General features: G+C 57.1%; 22 protein-coding genes. 6 read left to right on the forward strand and 16 right to left on the reverse strand.

Going from position 1 to position 19996, the window contains the following annotated elements; translation table 11 throughout:
* Nucleotides 1-28 precede the first annotated feature (28 nt).
* Nucleotides 29-598 (reverse strand): LOG family protein, encoded by a 570-nt coding sequence (locus ABRP95_RS07615; RefSeq protein WP_296089970.1) that lies wholly within the window; start codon nt 596-598, stop codon nt 29-31.
* Nucleotides 599-706: 108 nt separating this feature from the next.
* Between ABRP95_RS07615 and ABRP95_RS07620 the strand changes: the two genes are divergently transcribed.
* On the forward strand, nt 707-1840 hold the full coding sequence (locus ABRP95_RS07620) for an ROK family transcriptional regulator (protein ID WP_349839178.1): 1134 nt from the start codon (nt 707-709) through the stop codon (nt 1838-1840).
* On the opposite strand, the gene ABRP95_RS07625 is transcribed toward ABRP95_RS07620, so the two are convergent.
* The 7 genes from ABRP95_RS07625 to ABRP95_RS07655 all read right to left on the reverse strand — a co-directional run bounded on the left by ABRP95_RS07625 (nt 1823) and on the right by ABRP95_RS07655 (nt 8797).
* A complete protein-coding gene (locus ABRP95_RS07625) occupies nt 1823-2419 on the reverse strand; it encodes an HAD-IA family hydrolase (RefSeq protein WP_349839179.1) in 597 nt (198 codons plus the stop codon). The two genes, ABRP95_RS07620 and ABRP95_RS07625, sit on opposite strands and share 18 nt — an antisense overlap.
* Nucleotides 2420-2431: 12 nt before the next feature.
* On the reverse strand, nt 2432-2785 hold the full coding sequence (locus ABRP95_RS07630; RefSeq protein WP_349839180.1) for a hypothetical protein: 354 nt from the start codon (nt 2783-2785) through the stop codon (nt 2432-2434).
* A gap of 74 nt (nt 2786-2859) precedes the next feature.
* Nucleotides 2860-3348: a ferritin gene (locus tag ABRP95_RS07635; RefSeq protein ID WP_023016464.1), complete on the reverse strand. Its 489-nt coding sequence runs from the start codon at nt 3346-3348 to the stop codon at nt 2860-2862.
* Between the two features lie 286 nt (nt 3349-3634).
* On the reverse strand, nt 3635-5116 hold the full coding sequence (locus ABRP95_RS07640) for a SulP family inorganic anion transporter (protein ID WP_349839181.1): 1482 nt from the start codon (nt 5114-5116) through the stop codon (nt 3635-3637).
* A gap of 21 nt (nt 5117-5137) precedes the next feature.
* Complete coding sequence (locus tag ABRP95_RS07645; RefSeq protein WP_284770873.1) at nt 5138-5650, reverse strand: phosphoribosyltransferase; 513 nt, start codon at nt 5648-5650, stop codon at nt 5138-5140.
* 72 nt (nt 5651-5722) lie between these two features.
* A complete protein-coding gene (amn, locus tag ABRP95_RS07650) occupies nt 5723-7126 on the reverse strand; it encodes an AMP nucleosidase (protein ID WP_284784944.1) in 1404 nt (467 codons plus the stop codon).
* 522 nt (nt 7127-7648) lie between these two features.
* On the reverse strand, nt 7649-8797 hold the full coding sequence (locus ABRP95_RS07655; RefSeq protein WP_284770871.1) for an MFS transporter: 1149 nt from the start codon (nt 8795-8797) through the stop codon (nt 7649-7651).
* Between the two features lie 601 nt (nt 8798-9398).
* Between ABRP95_RS07655 and ABRP95_RS07660 the strand changes: the two genes are divergently transcribed.
* Complete coding sequence (locus ABRP95_RS07660; RefSeq protein WP_349839182.1) at nt 9399-10412, forward strand: esterase/lipase family protein; 1014 nt, start codon at nt 9399-9401, stop codon at nt 10410-10412.
* Here ABRP95_RS07660 and ABRP95_RS07665 read toward each other — a convergent pair whose 3' ends face one another.
* The 4 genes from ABRP95_RS07665 to bioB all read right to left on the reverse strand — a co-directional run bounded on the left by ABRP95_RS07665 (nt 10413) and on the right by bioB (nt 13931).
* Entirely contained in the window at nt 10413-11336 is a 924-nt protein-coding gene (locus ABRP95_RS07665) for a Sir2 family NAD-dependent protein deacetylase (protein WP_349839183.1), read from the reverse strand.
* Between the two features lie 10 nt (nt 11337-11346).
* Nucleotides 11347-12510 carry an ATP-binding protein gene (locus ABRP95_RS07670; protein WP_005280543.1) on the reverse strand — a complete coding sequence of 388 codons (1164 nt, stop codon included), beginning with the start codon at nt 12508-12510 and terminating at the stop codon, nt 11347-11349.
* A gap of 177 nt (nt 12511-12687) precedes the next feature.
* On the reverse strand, nt 12688-12951 hold the full coding sequence (bsaP, locus tag ABRP95_RS07675; protein WP_023016459.1) for a biotin synthase auxiliary protein BsaP: 264 nt from the start codon (nt 12949-12951) through the stop codon (nt 12688-12690).
* Nucleotides 12951-13931 (reverse strand): biotin synthase BioB, encoded by a 981-nt coding sequence (bioB, locus tag ABRP95_RS07680; RefSeq protein WP_005276160.1) that lies wholly within the window; start codon nt 13929-13931, stop codon nt 12951-12953. Before bioB ends, bsaP begins: the two co-directional genes overlap by 1 nt.
* A 77-nt stretch (nt 13932-14008) precedes the next feature.
* Here bioB and ABRP95_RS07685 point away from each other — a divergent pair, with 77 nt between their 5' ends.
* A complete protein-coding gene (locus ABRP95_RS07685) occupies nt 14009-15316 on the forward strand; it encodes a M20/M25/M40 family metallo-hydrolase (protein ID WP_296089993.1) in 1308 nt (435 codons plus the stop codon).
* Between the two features lie 16 nt (nt 15317-15332).
* Here ABRP95_RS07685 and ABRP95_RS07690 read toward each other — a convergent pair whose 3' ends face one another.
* The 3 genes from ABRP95_RS07690 to ABRP95_RS07700 are packed head-to-tail and all read right to left on the reverse strand — an operon-like array spanning nt 15333 to nt 16787.
* A complete protein-coding gene (locus tag ABRP95_RS07690; protein WP_349839184.1) occupies nt 15333-15638 on the reverse strand; it encodes a CHY zinc finger protein in 306 nt (101 codons plus the stop codon).
* Nucleotides 15616-16446, reverse strand: a complete 831-nt coding sequence (locus ABRP95_RS07695; protein WP_349839185.1) for a hypothetical protein — start codon at nt 16444-16446, stop codon at nt 15616-15618. The genes ABRP95_RS07690 and ABRP95_RS07695 overlap by 23 nt, the downstream gene beginning before the upstream one ends.
* Nucleotides 16446-16787: a heme transporter gene (locus ABRP95_RS07700; protein ID WP_349839186.1), complete on the reverse strand. Its 342-nt coding sequence runs from the start codon at nt 16785-16787 to the stop codon at nt 16446-16448. Before ABRP95_RS07700 ends, ABRP95_RS07695 begins: the two co-directional genes overlap by 1 nt.
* 166 nt (nt 16788-16953) lie before the next feature.
* Between ABRP95_RS07700 and ABRP95_RS07705 the strand changes: the two genes are divergently transcribed.
* The gene (locus ABRP95_RS07705) at nt 16954-18150 is read left to right on the forward strand and encodes an HNH endonuclease signature motif containing protein (protein ID WP_349839187.1); all 1197 of its coding nucleotides are present in this window, start codon (nt 16954-16956) and stop codon (nt 18148-18150) included.
* A gap of 28 nt (nt 18151-18178) precedes the next feature.
* On the forward strand, nt 18179-18760 hold the full coding sequence (locus ABRP95_RS07710; protein WP_284852342.1) for an LURP-one-related/scramblase family protein: 582 nt from the start codon (nt 18179-18181) through the stop codon (nt 18758-18760).
* Here the strand turns inward: ABRP95_RS07710 and ABRP95_RS07715 are convergent.
* On the reverse strand, nt 18699-19712 hold the full coding sequence (locus tag ABRP95_RS07715; RefSeq protein ID WP_284852341.1) for an MFS transporter: 1014 nt from the start codon (nt 19710-19712) through the stop codon (nt 18699-18701). The genes ABRP95_RS07710 and ABRP95_RS07715 overlap by 62 nt on opposite strands.
* A gap of 183 nt (nt 19713-19895) precedes the next feature.
* On the opposite strand from ABRP95_RS07715, the gene ABRP95_RS07720 reads away from it, so the two are divergent.
* Nucleotides 19896-19996: transposase (locus ABRP95_RS07720; protein WP_349839188.1), on the forward strand; the 101-nt coding region annotated here is incomplete at its 3' end.

Genomic DNA, 19996 nt, shown 5'->3' on the forward strand with positions numbered 1-19996 from the left:
GCCCACCCAAATGTTGCAAACTTGTTAGCTAATCGTTGTTCCACTTCGTGCCTGGGTAGTGCCACTGGGCAAAACCATCCAGCACGGCCGCGGGATTTTCCTCTATTACCAGTGCTTTTACAAAGCGGGGCAGGATGAAGCCCGCCTCAGCCATGGCGGCATACATGTCATAAAAGGGCTGCCAAAAACCTTCCACGTCAACCAAGCCAACGGGCCCGCGAATGCTGCCCAGCTGTTGTTGGGTCAGTACCTCTGTTACTTCCTCCAACGTGCCCACGCCGCCGGGCAAACAGATAAAGGCATCCGCCAGCTGCTCCATCCGGGTTTTCCGCTCGGCCATAGAATCCACGACCTCGAGGCGGGTCAAGCCTGGGTGGGAGATTTCTAAATCCACCAAAGATTGCGGCATGACGCCAGTGACGGTGCCGCCAGCATTCAGGCAGGAATTGGCAACCTCGCGCATGAGGCCGATATTTCCGCCGCCATAAACCAAGTTCAGCCCGCGACGGGCAAGCTCGCCGCCCAAGTGTTGCGCCGCTGCGCTATACGCGGGCGAATTGCCCACGGCGGAGCCGCAATAAACTGCTACTGATCTCATGCGCCCCAGCATAGGGAATTTTTGGCCTACCTCCACCTTTAGACCATTCGGTACGTACACCTATGAATAGATTAGACAAAGCAGTCTGTGACACATATACTTTCTTTCATGATCAAACCTGGCCCCGTGTTCACGCGCCCCCGTACACCGGCTGCTAAGTGCCTTCACCTGGTGCGCCTGAACCCGATCATTACCCGTAGTGAGCTGGTAGAAGCCACCGGACTCTCCCAGCCCACCATTACCCGCGCTACCACCGCGCTCCTAAACGCAGGACTCATCCAAGAGCGCACCGACCTCACCCAATCCCAGGGCCGAGGCCGCCCTACGGTCCCCCTCGAGGCCGCGGATAATAACTGGGTACTCGGCGGCATCGCCGTCGGCACCTCCGAGACCTATATCGGCCTCTATGACATCAAGGGCCGCACCGTTGCGGAGGAAGAAATCACCACTCCTGTCGCCCGCCTGACGGAGGAAGACTTTCTTGAACACATCATGGCCGGCATCAACCGCATGATGACGGGCCTGGATCGCCGCCTCGTGGCCTTAGGAATTACCACCTCAGGCACCGTGGATGAAGAGGGCCTAGTCACCGCAGACAATCTGGGCTGGCACGGTGTGGATATCGCGGCGCGCCTGCGCTTCCAATTTAGCGTCCCCGTGGTGGTTACCTCCGCCATTTCCGCCATTTTGGGCTCGGAGACGCAGGCCGCCGAGATTGGTACGAACGAGCGCGTGCTCCTGCTCTTCGCGGACGATTCTTTAGGATCAGCGCTATCCGCCGATGACGAGGTAAATTCCATCATCCCGCTGCCACAGACCCGCTCTGACCTACTGGGGCACGGCGCTTCCGAACATCTCTTGGCCACCCAGTCCATTCTGGACGCCGTGCGCCGCCACGGCATCGAGGCCAATACCCTGCCCGAGGTCGCGACCATCGCCGAATCCAATTCAGCCGTGCGCGCCATTTTGGATGAGCGCGCCCGCCAGTTGGGCCAGATTACGGCGGAGATGGTCCGCGAATACTCGCCGAAGACCGTGGTGATTGCCGGCGGGGCCTTTACCGGTGATTCCCGCGCGCCCCAGCTTTTTGCCTCCACCGTCCGCGATTCCGCCTCGGAGGACCTAGAGCTGCGCATGATTCCAAGCCACAAAGAAATCGTGCGCGCCGTCGCCCGTACCGTGGCTACCGATCAGCTATTGCGCGAACCATTGGAGCTGGGCCGCTCACTCCAGACCGCGTAAAACCTCGCGCGCGGAGTCGATCCCGGTAAACAGGTGGGCCTGTAACCCGCAATAAGTGGCGCCCTCGATGTAGTCGATGCGGTCATCAAAAAAGTGCGTGTCCTTGGGCTGCGCTGAGAGCGCGTCCACCGCCACTCGGTAGGCCTCTGGGTGCGGCTTGGCCACCCCAATATCGCAGCTCAGCGTTACCGCCGCGCACTCTGCCAACCACGGGTGCTGCGCGCGTACCTGTTCCGCCAGGGTCGTAGGGATATTGGATAAAATCCCCACGCTAAAGCCCTCCCCGATGAGCCCTTTGACCAGCGCTACCATCTCTGAGTCCGCCTCGAGCAGGTACTGATTCTCGCAGGCCACGGCCCCAGCGCAGTCAATGGGCTCCATACCCGCACGGGCGGCTATCTCGTTCCAGTAGTGGCTATCGCTAAAAATTCCGGCATCGTAATCCGGCCGGAAAAAGTTATAGGCCTCCCAGAATGCCTCCGGGTTCGCAGGCGCGAGGAAGCGCTCTAGTTCAGCGTGCGCTTCCGGCGTGGCGGGGCGCAGCAGCACGCCGTACAGATCAAACAGCAACTTCGGCATAATGCGTCCAGTTTATGCGCGCCTAGTAGCTTGGGTCTGCACAGCCACAATCCCCACCGCGGTACCGGCGATAAAAATCACCAGCGCCGCCGTTGCCTGCGCCATCGGTAACACGATGAGCACGGCCAACGAGGCCAGAATCAGCATTCCACTCAAGGAATATAAGGAGCGGTTGACCAGCCCGCGCTTGCCGATGACCCCACACGCCAGCATCACCACCCCCGCAAACGGGCTCAGCATGAGCGCCGCGGTGGTTAAAAAGATGCCGAGGGTCACGTGGCTTGAGATGACCGCAGCACCGATGATGAGGCTTAATGCCAAGACCGCTAAGACGGCAGAGAGGATTGCTTTCAGGTGTGCAGACATACGTCAATCCTCCCACAGCAGCGCAGTGCCATGGGAGGATTGATTTAAATCTTGATGGGTTTGTTATTCACAACTTAGGAGTTGCGGTTAGCCAAACGGGAATCGATGCGCAGCAGACCAGCGCCATCGTTGCCCACCAGCTTGATCTGGTCAATAATCTCAGAAACGGTGTCCTCTTCCTCGATCTGCTCAGCCAGGAACCAGTCAATGAGCTGGCGGGAGTCCAGATCCTGAATGTCAAGGGCAACGCGGGCGATCTCGCGAATCTGCTCGGAGACCTTCTGCTCGTGAGCCAAGGAAGCCTCGAACGCATCCAGCGGGGTGGCAGCCTTGATGGAGCCAACCGGGATATCGTTAAGCTCTACGCGGTAGCCGCGTGCCAAGAGGTGATCCGCAAGCTTCTGTGCGTGGACGCGCTCTTCGCCAGCCTGCGCCATGAACCAGTCGCGCATACCCGGGAAGGACAGGTTATCCATCTCGTAGGCCAGCTGGGTGTAGACCATAGCGGCACCGTGCTCGTTAATGACCTGATTGTTTAGCAGGGTTTGCAGCTTCTCATCCATTGCTAAATCCTTTCTGTAGGAATCAATTAATTGGTTGTAGGCACTACAATACCGAAATAAAATCCTCCGTCTAGCAAGGTATGCTTAATCAAACTCGCACCTCAGAGGCATTTTTCAGATTGGATCACCTAAGTTAGTTAAGACAAAGCTGCACCACGGGGCGAAGTTACTATCGCCTAATAGTTCGAGGTCATCGACCCAAAAAGGACGATCTCGCCGCGCTAGCCCACTCCATCCAACCCCCTGCAGCTAGTACGCTTATGCACATCAGGCCCGCAATGTGATATTAATCACCCAGTTGGCCGCTCAGACGCTCCAGGCGCTGCGCGCTCGCCCCATCGAGGCCCCGAAACTCCACTTCAATGCCCCGATCCGCGTACTTTTTCTGCACCGCATCCAGCGTCGCCACCGTCGAGGCATCCCAGACCTCGGCATCGGTAAGGTCCACCACCACGAAGTCCGTATCAAGCGTGTAATCAAAGGCGTAGACCAAATCATTCGAGGAGGCGAAGAAGAGCTGGCCATGCACCACGTAGGTATATCCGTCTACCAACTCAACCTCCACGAGGTGTGCCACCCGGCGGGCAAAGCCAATCGATGCAGCCACCACGCCTAAGACCACTCCTACCGCCAGGTTATGCGTGGCCAGCGTACCCGCGACCGTCAGCAGCATGACGAGGATTTCAGAAAGCGGCATCAACTTGAGCGTGCGCGGGCGGATGGAATGCCAATTCACCGTCGTCGCCGCCACGAGGATCATTACCGCAACCAGCGCGGCCATCGGAATGCGGCCTACCGTCTCGCCGAAAAGCAGGCACAGCACGAGGAGGAAGGCGCCCGCAAGGAACGTCGACAAGCGCGTGCGCGCCTGAGACACCTTGACGCCGATCATGGTCTGGCCAATCATCGCGCACACGCCCATGCCGCCAATCGCCGCGGCCAATATATTGCCAATGCCCTGACCAAAGGACTCGCGGGTCTTATCGGAATGGGTATCCGTAATGTCATCGACAAGCTTTGCCGTCAGCAGCGATTCCATGAGGCCCACCAGCGCCATCCCAAAGGCATAGGGCGCAATTACCTGCAGGGTCTCCAGGTTCCACGGAATATCCGGAATGAAAAGGCCCGGCAGCGTCGTGGGCAGCTCGCCCTGGTCCGCCACATCCGGCACCTTCCACCCTGCCGCGACGGCGATGATGCTTACCACCACGATGGTCACCAACGGCGCCGGAATTGCCTGGGTAAACCGCGGCAAAACGATCATGATGGCCAGGCCAATGGCCACCAGCACATAGACCATCCAAGGGACATCAATAAGGTGCGGCAGCTGCGCGGTAAACATCATTATGCCCAGCGCATTGACGAATCCCGTCATCACCGAACGCGGGATAAAGCGCATAAGCTTGGCGATGCCCACCCACGCCAACAGCACCTGGATAATACCGGCTGCAAGCACCGCCGCCACCACGTAATCGTGCCCATACTCGTGCGCGAGCGGTGCCACCACCAGGGCAACCGCGCCCGCCGCCGCGGAAATCATGGCGGGCCGGCCGCCGGTAAAGGCGATAGCCATCGCCATAATCACCGAAGAATATAGCCCCACCCGCGGGTCGAGGCCGGCGAGAATAGAAAAGCTTAAAACTTCCGGGATCAAAGCAAGCGCCACCGCCAGTCCGCCGAGCACCTCCTTGCGCAAACGCGCAGGTGAGGAAAAGGCAAAGCGGAAACTGGCGATGACGCCGGTGGGTGCAGGCTGCTCGTTAATCACGCCTGCACATACTAGTAGCTACTACGAGCCTTCCCGAAAGGAGCCATCCGCCGTGATGACCGGCAGCACCGACCAAGCAAAGTTGATCCACTTATCCGTCTTCTTCCACGAGTAATCCGGCTCAAAGATGGTCTTCGGCTTGGTGTACACCACAGCGGAACGCACCTCATCGGCGGTTTCTTCCAAGAAGTTCACCACCAGATCCAGGGTCTTGCCGGAATCGGCCACGTCATCAACGACGAGTACCTTCTTGCCCTTCAGGGAATCCGTATCCAACTGCGGGGACAAGATGATCGGCTCGTCCAAGGTCTGGCCAATATCGGTGTAGAACTCCACATTGATAGCGCCCATGGCCTTAACCCCAATGGCATAACCAATGGCACCGGCTGGGATCAGGCCGCCGCGGGCAACGCCCACGATCAAGTCAGGAAACCAGCCGGATTCCACGATTTGCTCCGAAAGATTCCGGCTCGCTTCGCCGAAGACTTCCCAGGTGAGGTTCTCCCGGTCCGGGTGGATCCAATTCTCAGTCACGATTGCGCGGCTCCTTTTGCGTCATGGGCTTTCTTTGTAGTTTAACTAGCGATACCTACCAAGGGAAAGCAGCTACCGGAAAGGAACCTCTCCCAACGTGCGCCGCAGCTTGCGCGTGCGCAGGCGCTCCGGGTTTTCTGCCAGCTGTTCCACCGCGCGCACGGCGCACATGACGTGGGCTTCCTTGGAGTTGGAATAAAACGCCTGGGCCTGTGCCGGCAGCTTCGGCACGGCGTGCAGCGGCAGATCCGATACGGAAAGCAGCGTGCCATAAGGCACGCGGTAGCGGTACCCATTTGCTGCCAAGGCGCACGATTCCATGTCCACCGCTACCGCGGTAGAAGTGCGCAACCACTCCCACAGATCCCGGCTGGTGCGCCATTCCCAATCGCGGTCATCGGTCGATAGCACCGTGCCGGTGCGCATGAGCGAATTATCGCTGCCGTAGACCTCATCCACGGATGCCTCCAGCATGCGCTGGACCTCTGGAATGGCCGGAATCGGTGTGGAAGAAACCACCTGCCGGTCCAAGATGTGGTCGTGGCGCTCGTAGGCATTGCCCAAGATCAAGTCACCGATGCGCATGCGCCCATCCATGCCGGCGCAGTGGCCAATCATGATCCAGGCCTCCGGCCGCAGCACGGCCAAGCAATCCGTAATCGTCTTGGCATTCGATGGCCCTACACCAATGTTGATCATCGTGATGCCATCGCCGCCCGCGGTAATGAGATCGAACCGGGGCATCTGAAAGCGCGAGGTCAGCGTCAGCCCATCCAGGTCGAGGTCCACCGCATCATTGGGATGAATGGTCTCCCCATTGGGCAATACGAGCGCCGTATACCGCGAATCCTCCTTGGTCAGCTCGCGCAGGCCGAATTTCACGAATTCCGTGGTATGCATCGCGTAATTGGTAAACAGAATGTATTTCTGCACCGTATCGACCTCGACGCCGGTGTAGTGCTCGATGCGCGCACAGGCAATATCGAAGCGCTGCGCTCCGAAGTGAAATAGCGGCTTTTCTTCGCCGTGAAAGGCATCCCACTCACCATCAATAATCGCATCGTTGACTTCATCCAAGGTCGGGCGCGGGATAGGGCCGCGTTCCTGCGGCGCCGCCGGGGCATCTTTGATGTATTCCGGCGGAATGCGCTCATCCGATTGGCCCACGAAGATATCGCACGGATAATTGTTAGTCAGCCGAGTCAGCTGCTCGTGCAAGTACTCGCGGATGATGTGCGGCTTAGAGATGACCGCGGAGTACTTCCCCGCCTCATTCACATAGCCAAAGGGCTCGGAGCGGTCAATCGGCTGCCATTTACGAATCTCCACCGTGACCTTGGGATAGACCACGTGGCGATAATCATCGAGGGTGCCCGAGGCAAGGGCCTCACGCCCCAACTCACATGAGGTTTCATAATGCTCAATTAAGCGAGTCACCGCTTCATCTACGGAGTGGACATGCTGCAGATCGGTCATAACGGCGAGTTTAGCGGGGACCGCGCAGCACGGCAGTGCTCCGTGCCATACATTGTTTATACCGAGATAGGTTTATACCGAGATAGCCTGAGTTAAAGCTCTGCTGATATCACCAGCGAAGGGGCAGGGCTTGTCGGCTTTCAACCATCATCGGTGTCAACGTAATCTCTGAAGCTAGGAATTCAGAACCCGATGAACGGATAGTGGAACGGTTTCAAACCGCTAACGAACCTTATTGCAAATACCGCAGTCCTTATCCGAGTTGCACCCCGGAATCATGCTTCTCTGACTGGAAGGCGGAAAGATCGGACTTTTAGAAGCTCTCCGCTGCACGATTAAAGGAAAGAAAAACCGTACCCTTCGACACCACAGTGGCAAAAGAATATGGCGAAGTACTCACAGTGCACCGCGTACTCCGAAAAACGAATGCCTCATTTAATGCGCGAAAATCAGCGGTATGAGCCACAAAAAGCGTTTAACTTTTGCCGATATGGGAATAAAGTTTAGTAGTCCTTGGGGTGCCTAAGCCGCATGCCCGCCGGACCGAGCGCGAGAAAGAGTGCCGACTCCAACATTGCATGCGATTCCTAATAAAATTGCAAATAGCGCAGCAAGCAAAAGCCCCGTGGATGAAGGAAGCAAAAGACCCCCTACTGCAGAACCAACAGCTGAGCCCAGATAGTTTGCAGATGCATTCGCAGCGACTGCAGTCGCACCTTCATCAGGGTTCGCACTGAGCATGGTATTTTGTTGCGGCGCCATAGAAGCCCAACCCAAAAGCCCCCATGCAAATAGGCACACCGCTGCCACCACATGACTCGAAGGGAAGAGCAGTAATAGCGCGAAATCAGCGGCAAGTAAAGCAATGATTATTAACGTTAGCGTGCGAGAACTATCTACCTTATCGAGCACCCGCCCGATTCCAAATGCGCCCACTGCGCCACCGATACCCCATATCCACATGCCCGCAATGGTGTCTACCTGCACACGACCGAGCACGACAGAAATATAGGTGTACAAACCTAACGACCCCACTCCCACAAAGAAAGTAACTAGGACCGTAAGTAAATTATCTACTCGGCCGATGACTCGGACTCGCTGTCTCAGCGAGGAAGAAGGCACAGCCGGTACGGCACTCGGATTGCGCAACGCTATACCTACCATCGCCACTATGCCAACTAGCGAAACCAACCCAATAGTAGCCCGCCAGCCTAACTGCTCAGCGACACCCAATCCCACCGGCACACCCACGACAGTTCCCACCGCCAATCCAGCTAGCACCAATGACAGTGCGCGCCCGCGACGCTCTGCTGCGACAGACACACCCGCAACCGCTGAGGACAACGGCGAATAGACTCCCGCCGCCACACCAGCAATTAGCCGCGAGACGATAAAAACTTCCACCGTAGGTGATACGGCAGTCATAATATTCGCCAGAGAAAATACAGCGATTGCGCCAAGCAGGCCGCTACGCGGATTCTTGCCCGCTTTACCCGATAACAGCGGACCAGATACAGCGTACGCACCGGTAAAAGCGGTGACGCCCAAGCCAATCATGCTGCCGTTCGTGCCCAAGTCTTCCGCAATCTGCGGCAGCAAGCCAGCAATAACATATGCATCTAAGCCGAGGGCCACGCTACCTATGACAAACGGCCACAGCTGCTTAAGCATTGTCAATCACCGCATCAAGCAAGCCCGGAAAACGTTCATTCAAGTCTTGGCTCCGCAAAGAAATCAAACAGGTTCGACCCTTACTTCTTGTCCACGTCACTCCCGCTTCGCGGAGCTGTCGAGTGTGATACGTCAGGGTAGATCTCGGGAGGTCATCGGCAAGCTTCAAGCTATCGTGCTCTTGGCCGTCCGCCATGCGCTTAACCATTTCCAACCGGATGGGATCGCTTACTGCGGCCAGAACACGGACGAATTCTAGTTCTTCGATGGCTGGATGCTCATACTTTCGCGGGCTCACCCTTACTCCAATCGTGCAAGAAAGCCTGAACAATTAGCAAGGCTAAACGGCCTGCGATAATCGTGCAAGTTTTCTTGCATAAACGAAGGCCCGCCGACTGCGCATCGGCGGGCCCTCTCCCCATGACTAATCTCTGGCACTTAGCGGCAAGGAGTGGAGCGCCCTACGCCGTAAGCACCGCCCGTGATTAGGCAAGCCTAAGTTTACAAAGATTGTGGCGCGAGGTCAAGCGTTTTCTCCATAAATTTCTTCAACTTTTCCAAAGAGGCCATTTACCTGCATTAACGCGTATGATTGGAAGGCATGGCTGTCGAATCTCTTGCAGAGTTGAAAAGTATTATTTCTGAACAACTCCTCAAATTCGGGCGCGTGAACGAGGAAGATGCATCCGAAGAAAAAGATTCGCCTCGCCTTGGCATCGCCTCCCCGGCCGCGGCCAGTTCTTTGCAGGATGACGTCGCCGATGAGATCGTTGACCGCCTCAAGGCCGAAAAGGATAAGTCTAGTCCCGGCGATTCCGCCCTCGATGCCGATGCCGCCAGGACCCTGCCCCTCGGCGCACGCACGAAGCCACGCGGCGTTTTCGAAGACGATTGGGGCGCCCGCCCGAGCGACAAACGCCCTTGGCCGGTCATCCTGGTGCATGGCACCTGCGATACCAAGGGCGTCTGGCAAATTATGGGCAATATCTTGCGCCAAGACGGTTGGGCGGTCTTTGCCCCTGATTATGGCCATCGCGCAACGCAGACCATCCCGGAATCTTCGCAGCAGCTCGGCGCCTATATCGATACCGTGCTTGCCGTGACCGGGGCAGAAAAGGTCATCTTGGTAGGCCACTCCCAGGGTGGCCTGCTCGCGCGGTACTGGATGCGCATGCACGGCGGCGCCGAAAAGGTCATCCACCTCATGAGCATTAGCGCGCCTAATCATGGGACGACCCACGGGGGCATCGCCAGTCGCCTTATCCGCACCCAGCGCCAAGAGGCGGTGATCCGCTCCATCATCGATGGCTGGTTTGGCCCCGCCGGCATGGACCAGGTGGTGGGCAGCGAGGTGCTTCGCGATGTCAACCGCGATGGCGACCTCGAATCCGGCGTGAGCTATACCTGCATCGCCACGCGTTCCGATGCCGTCGTTGTCCCGCCCGAAACCTGCTTCCTCGACCCAGAGGGCGCTCCTGAGGGGGCGGTGCGCAATATCTATATCCAAGATTTTGACCGCCACGCCGTGGTCATGCACGAAGATATGCCCATGGATAGGCGCGTGCACGCCATCGTGCGCACGCTGCTCAGGATGGTGGAGCACACGCCGCGTTAATTAAATCTCCAGCTCATCGAGCAAGGCATCAAAAGCCGGGCCCACCTGCGTGCGCCACAGCGTATCCACCTTCTTATCCCCGCGGCCCGGCCCGCCGTTGATGACGGCCACGCGCTTGCCCTGCTTCTTCGCCTCAAGCACGAAGCGGTATCCGCTCATCACCGCCAGCGAAGAACCGGCCACCAGCAGCGAATTAGCCTCGTTCAATAGCGCAAAGGCCGCATCCCGCCGCGTGGCTGGCACGGGCTCGCCAAAATACACCACGTCCGGCTTGAGCAGCTCCGATCCGCAGCGCTCGCAGCCCGCCATCCGGAACGCCGCAACATCTTTCTCATCCAGCGTCACGTCACCATCCGGATTAACTTGGTCCCTTTCCACGACTAGGCGCTCCAGGTATCCCGGGTTCGCGGCCGCTAGGCGCGTATCGAAGTGCCCGCGATCCTCATAGTGACCACACAGCAGACACACCACGGTTTCCATATCACCGTGCAGCGTCACCAACCTCTCCGTACCCGCTCGTTTATGCAGGCCATCCACGTTTTGGGTGACCACACCATTAACCAGCCCGGCGCGCTCCAACTCCACGAGCGCATAATGCGTGCGATTCGGCGCCGCGGAATCCATCACGCGCCAGCCCACGAAGCTACGCGCCCAATACCTATGGCTAGCGGCCGGATCATGGCGAAATTCCTGATACGTCATCGGGCGGTGCCTGCTCAGCGAGCCCCGCGGCCCGCGATAATCCGGAACCCCCGATTCCGTCGATACCCCCGCCCCAGTGAGCACCATGACCGGCCCGTTACGCAGCTGCTTGCCGATGTCCCCCAAAGCCTTCCCTGCCTCCGTGTGCGGCGCCGTCTCCTCCACGACGCGCGCAATCGATCGCAGCGCGGACTGATGAGCATGGGCTACAGCGGGATCCATACCCACCAATCTAATCAAGCGCCTTCAAGTACTGCTCAACAGGGACTACCTGCGCACCATTCGCTTCGAAGGAATGCTGGCCGCGGTACAGCACTGTGCGGTTTGCGGGTTTGATCTCCAGCTCTTCACCTACAGTCGCGAGATGACGCGTGTATTTGGAATGATAGGTCTGCGATGCCTTGATTTCATAAGCCTTAGGATCGCCGCCCGTAAAATCCAATAGGTCGATTTCTCTTTTAGAACTATCCCGATAGAACCGTAGATCCGGCTTGCGACCAGAGTGAATATGCGTTTTCATGGTTTCTGCTACCACCATATTTTCACACACTGCACCTGACTGTGGATGCACAGAAAGTTCTTCTGGTGAAGAAATACCAAGAAGGTGGCACAACAGACCAGTATCATAGAAATACAACTTCGCGGTCTTAGTAAGCACCTTCCGGGGATTGGAATGGTGGCTGGGTAAAGAAAATATGATGAAACTAGACTCCAGAATTGAGACCCAATTTTTTACCGTCTGGAAAGAAACATCAATCTCATTTGCGATTGCGGAATAGTTGATTAAGTTTCCAGCTTGCAGCGCACAGACCTTAATGAATCGCCAAAAGCTATCACTATTCCGAACATTGAGTAACCCACTCACATCCCGTTGGAGATAAGTCTGCACGTAGTTTTCAAAATAGATTTCCGGAGGAATTTGCGCCTGGTACAAGCGCGGATATCCTCCACGAACCATAAATTCATCAACGGTCAGATCAGCTGATATAGAGCGAGCTTCCATGAGGCCGAAGGGCAACAAATGACTGATCCCAACGCGGCCCGCCAGCGATTGCGTTATGGATTCCATAAGCAAGAAATTTTGCGATCCGGATAAGATATATTGCCCAGGGCTTCCCACTTCATCCGAGCGAAGTTGGACAACGGAAAACAGGTCCGGTGCATATTGAGCCTCATCTATAATCAACGGTCCACTTTGGCTCGAAAGGAAACCCACAGGATCTTCTTGTGCCACCCTTCGAATACTTGGATCCTCAAGATTGAGGTATGACAAGTCCGGAAACATTTCTCTCAGAAGAGTCGACTTCCCAGACTGCCGCGGCCCCGTCACGCTGACAACTGGAAACCATTTCATTAACTGCGTTATAGATCCACTGAGCTGCCGAGGAACAAACATATATTTACCAAATTTCGCAAGTAGGACGCACCAAATCTCTAAAGTAGAGAGTACCAAATCTCTAAAGTAGAGCGCACCAAATTTCGCAAGTAGATTTACCTATACCCAGGTCAGAGCCATTTTTCAATAGAAAAAGAGCCGCCTGCCTTACGGCAGCGGCTCCTTATCTTGGTAGTGCTAGCTCTCTGGTAGCTGCTCTACGTATAACCACTCAGAATCTAGCTCCCCGTGGCGCGAGCACTTGGTGTGCCAGCCATCGGGGCGCACCTGGGCCACCATGCGGCGGCCGCAGATCTGGCAGTAGCGCGGTACGTCGAGGCCAGCAGCTGCAGCGGGGTGCAGCTTGAAGACCTCTTCGATCGGCTTGCCGGTATTGGGGTGGAAAATTGGCTCGTCCCCGGCCAGGACGGCGGTTGCCAACTCAGAGTTCGGCTCGGACACTACAGAGCCTTGATCGGGAGATCGATGCGGCCCAGCATGTCCACATCCTTTTCGATTTCCTGACCCAAGGTGGTCAAGTAGTTGCCGGCAATGATGGCGTTGATGCCGCCGAGCAAACCGCGCTCGGTGCCGTCATCGCCAAGCGAAAGCTCGCGGCCGCCGGCGAAGCGGAGGGTGGTGGAGGGCATCGCCAAGCGGAATGCAGCAACGGCGCGCAGGCCCTCACCCAGCGGAACCAGCGGGCGGTCAGCGAACGGGGTGCCCGGGCGAGGGTCGAGGAAGTTCATCGGAACCTCGCACGGATCGATCTCTGCCAGCTGTGCTGCGAACTCGGCGCGCTGCTCCAGGGACTCGCCCATGCCGATGATGCCGCCACAGCAGACTTCCATGCCTACCTCGCGCACGTAATCCAGGGTCTTCTTGCGCTCTTCCCAGGTGTGGGTGGTGACCACGTTGGGGAAGTAGGAGCGGGAGGTCTCCAGGTTGTGGTTGTAGCGCTGTGCGCCCATGTCCTTCAGGCGCTGTGCCTGCTCGCGGGTCAGGGTGCCCAGGGAGCAGGAAATCTCGATGTCAACGGCATCGTTAATGGCGGCGATGGCCTCGCCCACCTGGTCCAGCAGGCGGTCATCCGGGGACTTCACCGCAGCAACGATGCAGAATTCGGTGGCGCCGGTCTTGGCGGTCTTCTGTGCCGCCTCCACCAGCTCAGGGATGTTCAGGCGCACTGCGCGCACTGGGGACTCGAAGAGGCCGGACTGGGAGCAGAAGTGGCAATCTTCTGGGCAACCACCAGTCTTGATGGAGATAATGCCTTCCACCGATACGTCCGGGCCGCACCACTTCAGGCGGGTCTGGTGGGCGATATCAGCAATTTCTTCCAGCTGGGAATCTGGAACCTGCAGTACTTGTAGTAGTTCTTCCTGGTTAAGGCCTTTGCCTTGCTCCAGAGCTTTCTCACGGGCGATGTCGATGATGCTCATGCAGTGAACCCTACTTGAACGCCGTTCAACTTTGGCCAAAATCACAAAATTTTTTTCGCGGGATTACCCTAAGGGGCATGACGCTTTACGATGACACCCTCGAACTCCTCCAAGAACTCATCCGCAATGCTTGCGTAAACGACCTCACCCCGGATTCCGGTTTTGAGGTGCGCAATGCCGATACGCTAGAGAACTTTTTTGCCGGTGAAGACGTCTCCATCGAGCGCTTTGAATCCCACCCGGGCCGCGTGTCCATCGTGGTCACCGTACCCGGCGATCCCGCCAAGGAGCCTCTCACCCTTATGGGGCATACCGATGTCGTGCCCGTCGACGAACCCAAGTGGACCAAACCACCCTTCGAGGCCCTCATTGAAGACGGCAAGCTCTACGGCCGCGGTTCCGTAGACATGCTCTTTATTACCGCCACCATGGCAGCCGTCACCCGCGAGGTAGCGCGCGCCGGCAACCCCGGCGGAACGCTTGCCTTCGTGGGCATGGCCGATGAAGAGGCCCGCGGTGGCCTGGGCGTACGGTGGATGGCAGAAAACCACCCCGATGCTTTCTCCTGGAAGAACTGCCTCTCCGAGACCGGCGGTAGCCACCTGCCCGGCGCGGTGGGCTTCAACGTGGGCGAAAAGGGTGCTGGCCAGCGCCGCCTCCACGTCACCGGCGATGCCGGGCACGGCTCAACGCCCTACGGCAAAGACTTTGCCATCGTAAAGATCGGCGAGGTCGCCCGCCGCATCGCCGAGGCCGAGCCACCCACAGCCTCCAACGAGATCTGGGAGGGCTTCGTCCGCACCTTCAAGTTCGATCCTGAGACCGAAAAAGAGCTTATCGATGGCACCGGTGACTACACCAAGTTCGGCAACCTCGATGCCTACGCCCATGCTTTTAGCCACACCACCATCGCTGAGACCGTCCTGCGTGCCGGCGGAGCCATCAACGTGCTTCCCTCCCACGCCTACCTCGAGATGGATATCCGCCCCTTCCCTGGGCAAACCCAGGAAGACTTGGACGATTTCCTCCGCAGCGCACTGGGCGATCTTGCCGATGAGGTAGAAATCGAACACCTCATTACCGAAAACGCCACCCAGTCCTCCACCAATACCGAGCTCTGGCGCACCATTGAGGCCACCGCCAAAGAGTTCTTCCCCGATAAAGACGTCGTGCCCGTCCACGCCACCGGTGGCTCCGACCTCCGCTTCGCTCGCCGCAAGGGCGGCAACGCCTATGGCTTTGCCATGCATGCCGAGGGCCGCGATATGGCCAGCGCCAACTCGCAATTACACAGCCACGATGAGCACCTCTACCTCGAAGACCTGGATCTCACCGTGCGCGCCTACCACAGCCTGGTCAACCGCTTCTTGGGCCTGAACCAGTAGCACTCCCCCCTCGCTTTTACGAGGTGACCTGAAAATAGATCCCGGCATGCGCGCTGCAGCCGGGATTAAACATATGCCCACACTGCGGGCATGCCTCGACAGAGGAATACAGCCGGTAATCCATCTCGAGGCCACAGGAACCGCAGAGGGCAGCGGGGGCATCGACAAGCATGGGCCCAAACTCATGATCCGTCAGCTCCGCATGGCACAGCATGCACGCAAAGTACTCGCCACAGGTCGCGCACTTATTGGCCACCACGTCGAGCGGGGAATGCCAATGCTTGCACCGGCCCTCCGCATCAATCGCGCCGCGAATCTTCATGGTTCTGCCACTCCTTCTTCTTCGCCTCCGACTTCTTTGCATTGCGCACCGCCATCACCCCAAAGGCAATGGCAATAACTATAGGCATCCACACCCTGCTGTAATCCATAAGGAAAACCACCCACTCCGGCGGAGCAAAGTGCACCGCAAACTGCGGCGCGGGTAAGGTAATCTGCGGTGGCTCCGGCAGATTCGGCAGATTCGGCAGCGGTAGGTAAATCTCCGGAAAATCTACATCTGGCAGCTCCCAATCCGGCAGCAAGCGCGAGAGGATGCGGCTAATAATAGGAGCCAAAACAATCATCGCGATGGCCCACCCGGACTTCCCCAGCCCACCGAGCAGTGGATACAGCACGCGCTTGAAGGGGCTTTCTTCCATTGCCCGGCGCCGCTTTTTACCCAAGGAGCCCGGCGGCGGATCAAAGGCCACGGCCTCCTCCCCATCGCGGTAGTAGACATCCTGTATCTCCCCAAAGGGCGTGGCTTGGATATCTAAATAAGGCTTAGTCCGCGGCGCATTATTCTCACTGAATGAGAGATCGCTTTCCAGCTTCTTCTGCAATGAATAATGGCCACCACGCGGCTTGTCGTGCCGGCTGCGAACCTCGTGGTCGACCACGATCTGCATGCGGGGTGCAGGATTCTTCCGCCAGAGCTGGATGCGGCGGATAAAGGGGGCATCGCCAAGCACCGGCGTAAATTCCTTTGGCTCCTTGGGCCATTCGCCCCGCTCGGCGAACTCGGCATCGTAGCCGCGCTCAACTTCGAGCAGGCCGGCCTCGGGGTGGTCCAACCGCCAGATTTCCATCAGCGCTCCCTCACCTTGGCGCCCAATTTGCTAGCACCCCACGCCAAAAGGACCACTACCGGCAGGTAAATCCATGTCCCCTCGTTGAAGTACATCTCCATGGCCGCGAAATAAGCGATGCCCGCAACCCAGAAGATGGTCCATGAGTAGCGGAATGTGGTGGCATCGATAAGAGCAATAAGCACGGTAAGCCCACCCATGATGCCGAGCAATACCGTGCCGGAAACCGCCTGGTAAATCGCCGGCGGGAGCCCCAAGAAGACAGCGATCATCGCCAAGGGCGCCCACCACTGCCACCACGCACGCCCGGGTTCTTCCTGCGTTTCCTGCTCCTGACTCATACCTTCCTCAAGCTAGCACATAATTTTGCTTCTTAAGCTGGCTATCCTGACGGAAGAATATGCAGTCCTACCTGCAAAAACGCCTTAAAACAGGCGAATGTCCGGCGGGTGTTCTATAGTGTTGTTCGTACACACGTTCACCCTACAAATTTAGGTTTTAAGCGCCATGGAAGATCCCCACTTTTCCACGACCAACACCAAAGACCCCACTACACGCTTAGCTTTTGAGATGCGAAAATCTGAATACGAGTTCTGGACTGAACAGATCCCTGATCTCGATTCTGATTTCGAATTAGTAACCCAATCCCTCTACCGCACCACCGGAGTTAATGAAGGGCGAATCGGCCATATCCTGATGGCCCTGTACCGCCTGGAAGAGCTCCCCCAACTGAAAGAACTGCAGCACCAGCTCTATCACCTAGATTTAGACCGCCTCATTGCCATCAATAAATCCCTTAACCGCCTGGGCAACCCGACCCCGGAGGTAGTCGCGCGCATCGATGAGCAGCTCACCGCCTACCTCACTCCCACCCGCGCCAACCAGTCCATGCGGACGCAAGCCCAGATTAAAAGGAAGATTAATGAGCTCATCAACCTCGAAGATGACACGCTTGCGGTCAAAAAGGGGCCGACCCAGCCGCGCTACACCATGGAGAATTGGGGAAACAATACCTCGGCGATGACGCTGAGCGCGGATCCCTCGGTGATGGCGTGCGTAGATAAGTGCATCAAGGAGACTGCGCTCAAGCTGGATTGCTCGCTTGCCGATGCCGCCATTTCCCTCCTCACCGGCAATACCGAAGCACCCCAAGTCATCCTGAATGCTTACAAGGCAACCGATGTCCCCAACTCCCCCGCATTCATTGAATCCGTTGGGTGGCTCGACCCAGCGCGCTCCAACGCGCTGCCCTACTCCAAGATCCGGGAAATGAACCCGGATAAGGAGGTAAAGGGATACGTCACCCCGCCGGATATGGCAGCCTACCTCGAAGGATTCGACGGCACCTGTCGCTACCCAGGCTGCAACCGTCCTGCCACGGTGTGCCAAAAGGATCACCGCATCAACCACGCGGATGGCGGACCGACGACTCCCGCAAACCTCGCGTGCCTGTGCCAGCACCACCACAACATAAAGACCGATGGCCGGGCTTTCTACGTCATGGATCCGCACACTCGAGACATTATTTGGCTCTTCGAAGACGGCACCTGGACCGTCACCGAGCCCTCCGGCCCGCTGGCAGAAAAGAATAAGAATTGGGTGCAGACTTTTGCACAAACCATGACCGCCCACCGTGCGCGAGCCTACGAAGAGGCCCACGAGGCACAGAAAGAAGCAAAAACCACCCCTAGGGAGGAGGATTAAAAACGCCCAATGCCATACATTGGCAGGCATGATACAAAACTTATTCACGCCAGACGAGCTGGTTATTTCCCAAACCAAGTCTTTCCTCAAAGATCGATTCATGATTTCTGATGTCAACGGGACCCCCGTCGGCACCATTGTGCAATCCACCAGCCTCAAGGACATGGTGTTTAAACCCTCCCGGAGCTTGGAGGTCGCGCTCACGGATGCCGAAGGCAACCCCCAACAAACAGTCATGACGATTTCGGATCCGCCGAATCTTCTGCGGGATACCTACGAGGTGCACCTGCCGGGAATTGAACAGCCCATGGCCGTTATCACCAAGCGTTTCTCCATGTTCAAAACCAAGATGGAACTAACGATGGAGGGCTTTGCCGATGTCGAAGTACACGGCGATTTCTGGGACTGGAATCTCACCATCACCTCCCAGGATCGCCAGCTTGCCGATGTCTCCAATAAATGGACCGGCATGGGCAACTACTTCATGGGTAAAAACACGTATCTCCTGCGCATCGTGCCAGGCCTCAACGAGCAACAACACGCCGCCATCATTGGCGCCGTAATGAGCATGGATATGCTGCGCGCGAAGAAACAGAAAAACAGCAACTAGGTGCGCGCATGGTCATTGTTGCAAACGGTGTTTCAGGACTGGTCCCACTGTAAGCACGGAGGTTCCAATTCCGGATACGGCAAGTGCCGATGGCGCTTACGACAGGCGCCCCGATGATGTATCCGATAAGCATCGCAGAGCTATTTATCGATCCCATCGTAGAAAGGGCTTTGGGCTTAACCTCATCAGGTACGGTTCCAACAACGATGATTCGCAGTGCAGCCACCTGAACGGCATTGCATACTCCGCTAAGGAAGAAGCATGGAATACAGAGCCACAAGGAGGGAATTAGACCGGGTAAAGCAATAAAACACCCCATGGCGAAGCCGGCTCCGGTCAGGGCCTTCTCGGCATTGTGTGCGCTGAGATGGGCTGAAAATCGTGCGCCAAAGATGCGGCCCACGATGAAAGCCTGGGCGATGATTGCATATACCGTACCGCTCGCTTGGAGGGTACTGGTCACATAGAAGACAAGCGCAATGTTGAAAATCGAGGTGCAAATGATTGCTCCCCAAATGCTGGTTAGTGCGGAGCGAGAACGTCTATTTTTCAATAAGAGAGAAGGAGCCTCGAGTACCTTTTGGAAAAAGCTCGGTGAAGATTCTTTCAGTCTTAGCTGCACTGAATTGTCCTGGGACGTGGATTTGTAGAGGAAGAAAAAGACAAGTAGCGAAACCGCCACGGCGCAAGCTTCAACAAAGAGTGCAGTCTGCACGTTCCTTTGGTCAAGAAGTAATCCTCCCAGCAATGAGCCAAGGAATCCGCCGCCAAGGCGCGCGGTATCCAAGAGGGAGAAGGCTTTCGCTTGCTGGCTTCCACTGACTTGGGAGTCAACGATAGTGAAAATGGCTGGAATCGACAGTCCGCTTAAGCATGCGGTGACGAGGTTTCCAAAAATGAGGATCAACGGCTCTGGAAAGGCTGTCATTGCTAATAGGCCCAGCAGATCCAATAAGAGAACAGAAATTGCTATTCGATAGCTGCTGAATTGGTCTGGGCTGGATTAAATAGACCATGTGGTTTGATCGTGTCTTCCGTGACAGCCCCTTGTTGGGCAGGAAGACTGATAATCATGAAGAAGTTTTCAAAACACACTCCTGAGCAGATCGTGGCCAAACTTGATAAAGCCTGATCCATGAAGGCCTCGGGTAGTACCGAGGCCGAAGTCTGCCGCGACCTCGGTGTTAGCGAGGCAACCTACCGTCGCTGGGTCAAGCAGTACGGCGAGATGTCCCG

The organism is Corynebacterium sp. KPL2895 (assembly GCF_040225815.1).
GTDB lineage: Bacteria > Actinomycetota > Actinomycetes > Mycobacteriales > Mycobacteriaceae > Corynebacterium > Corynebacterium rhinophilum.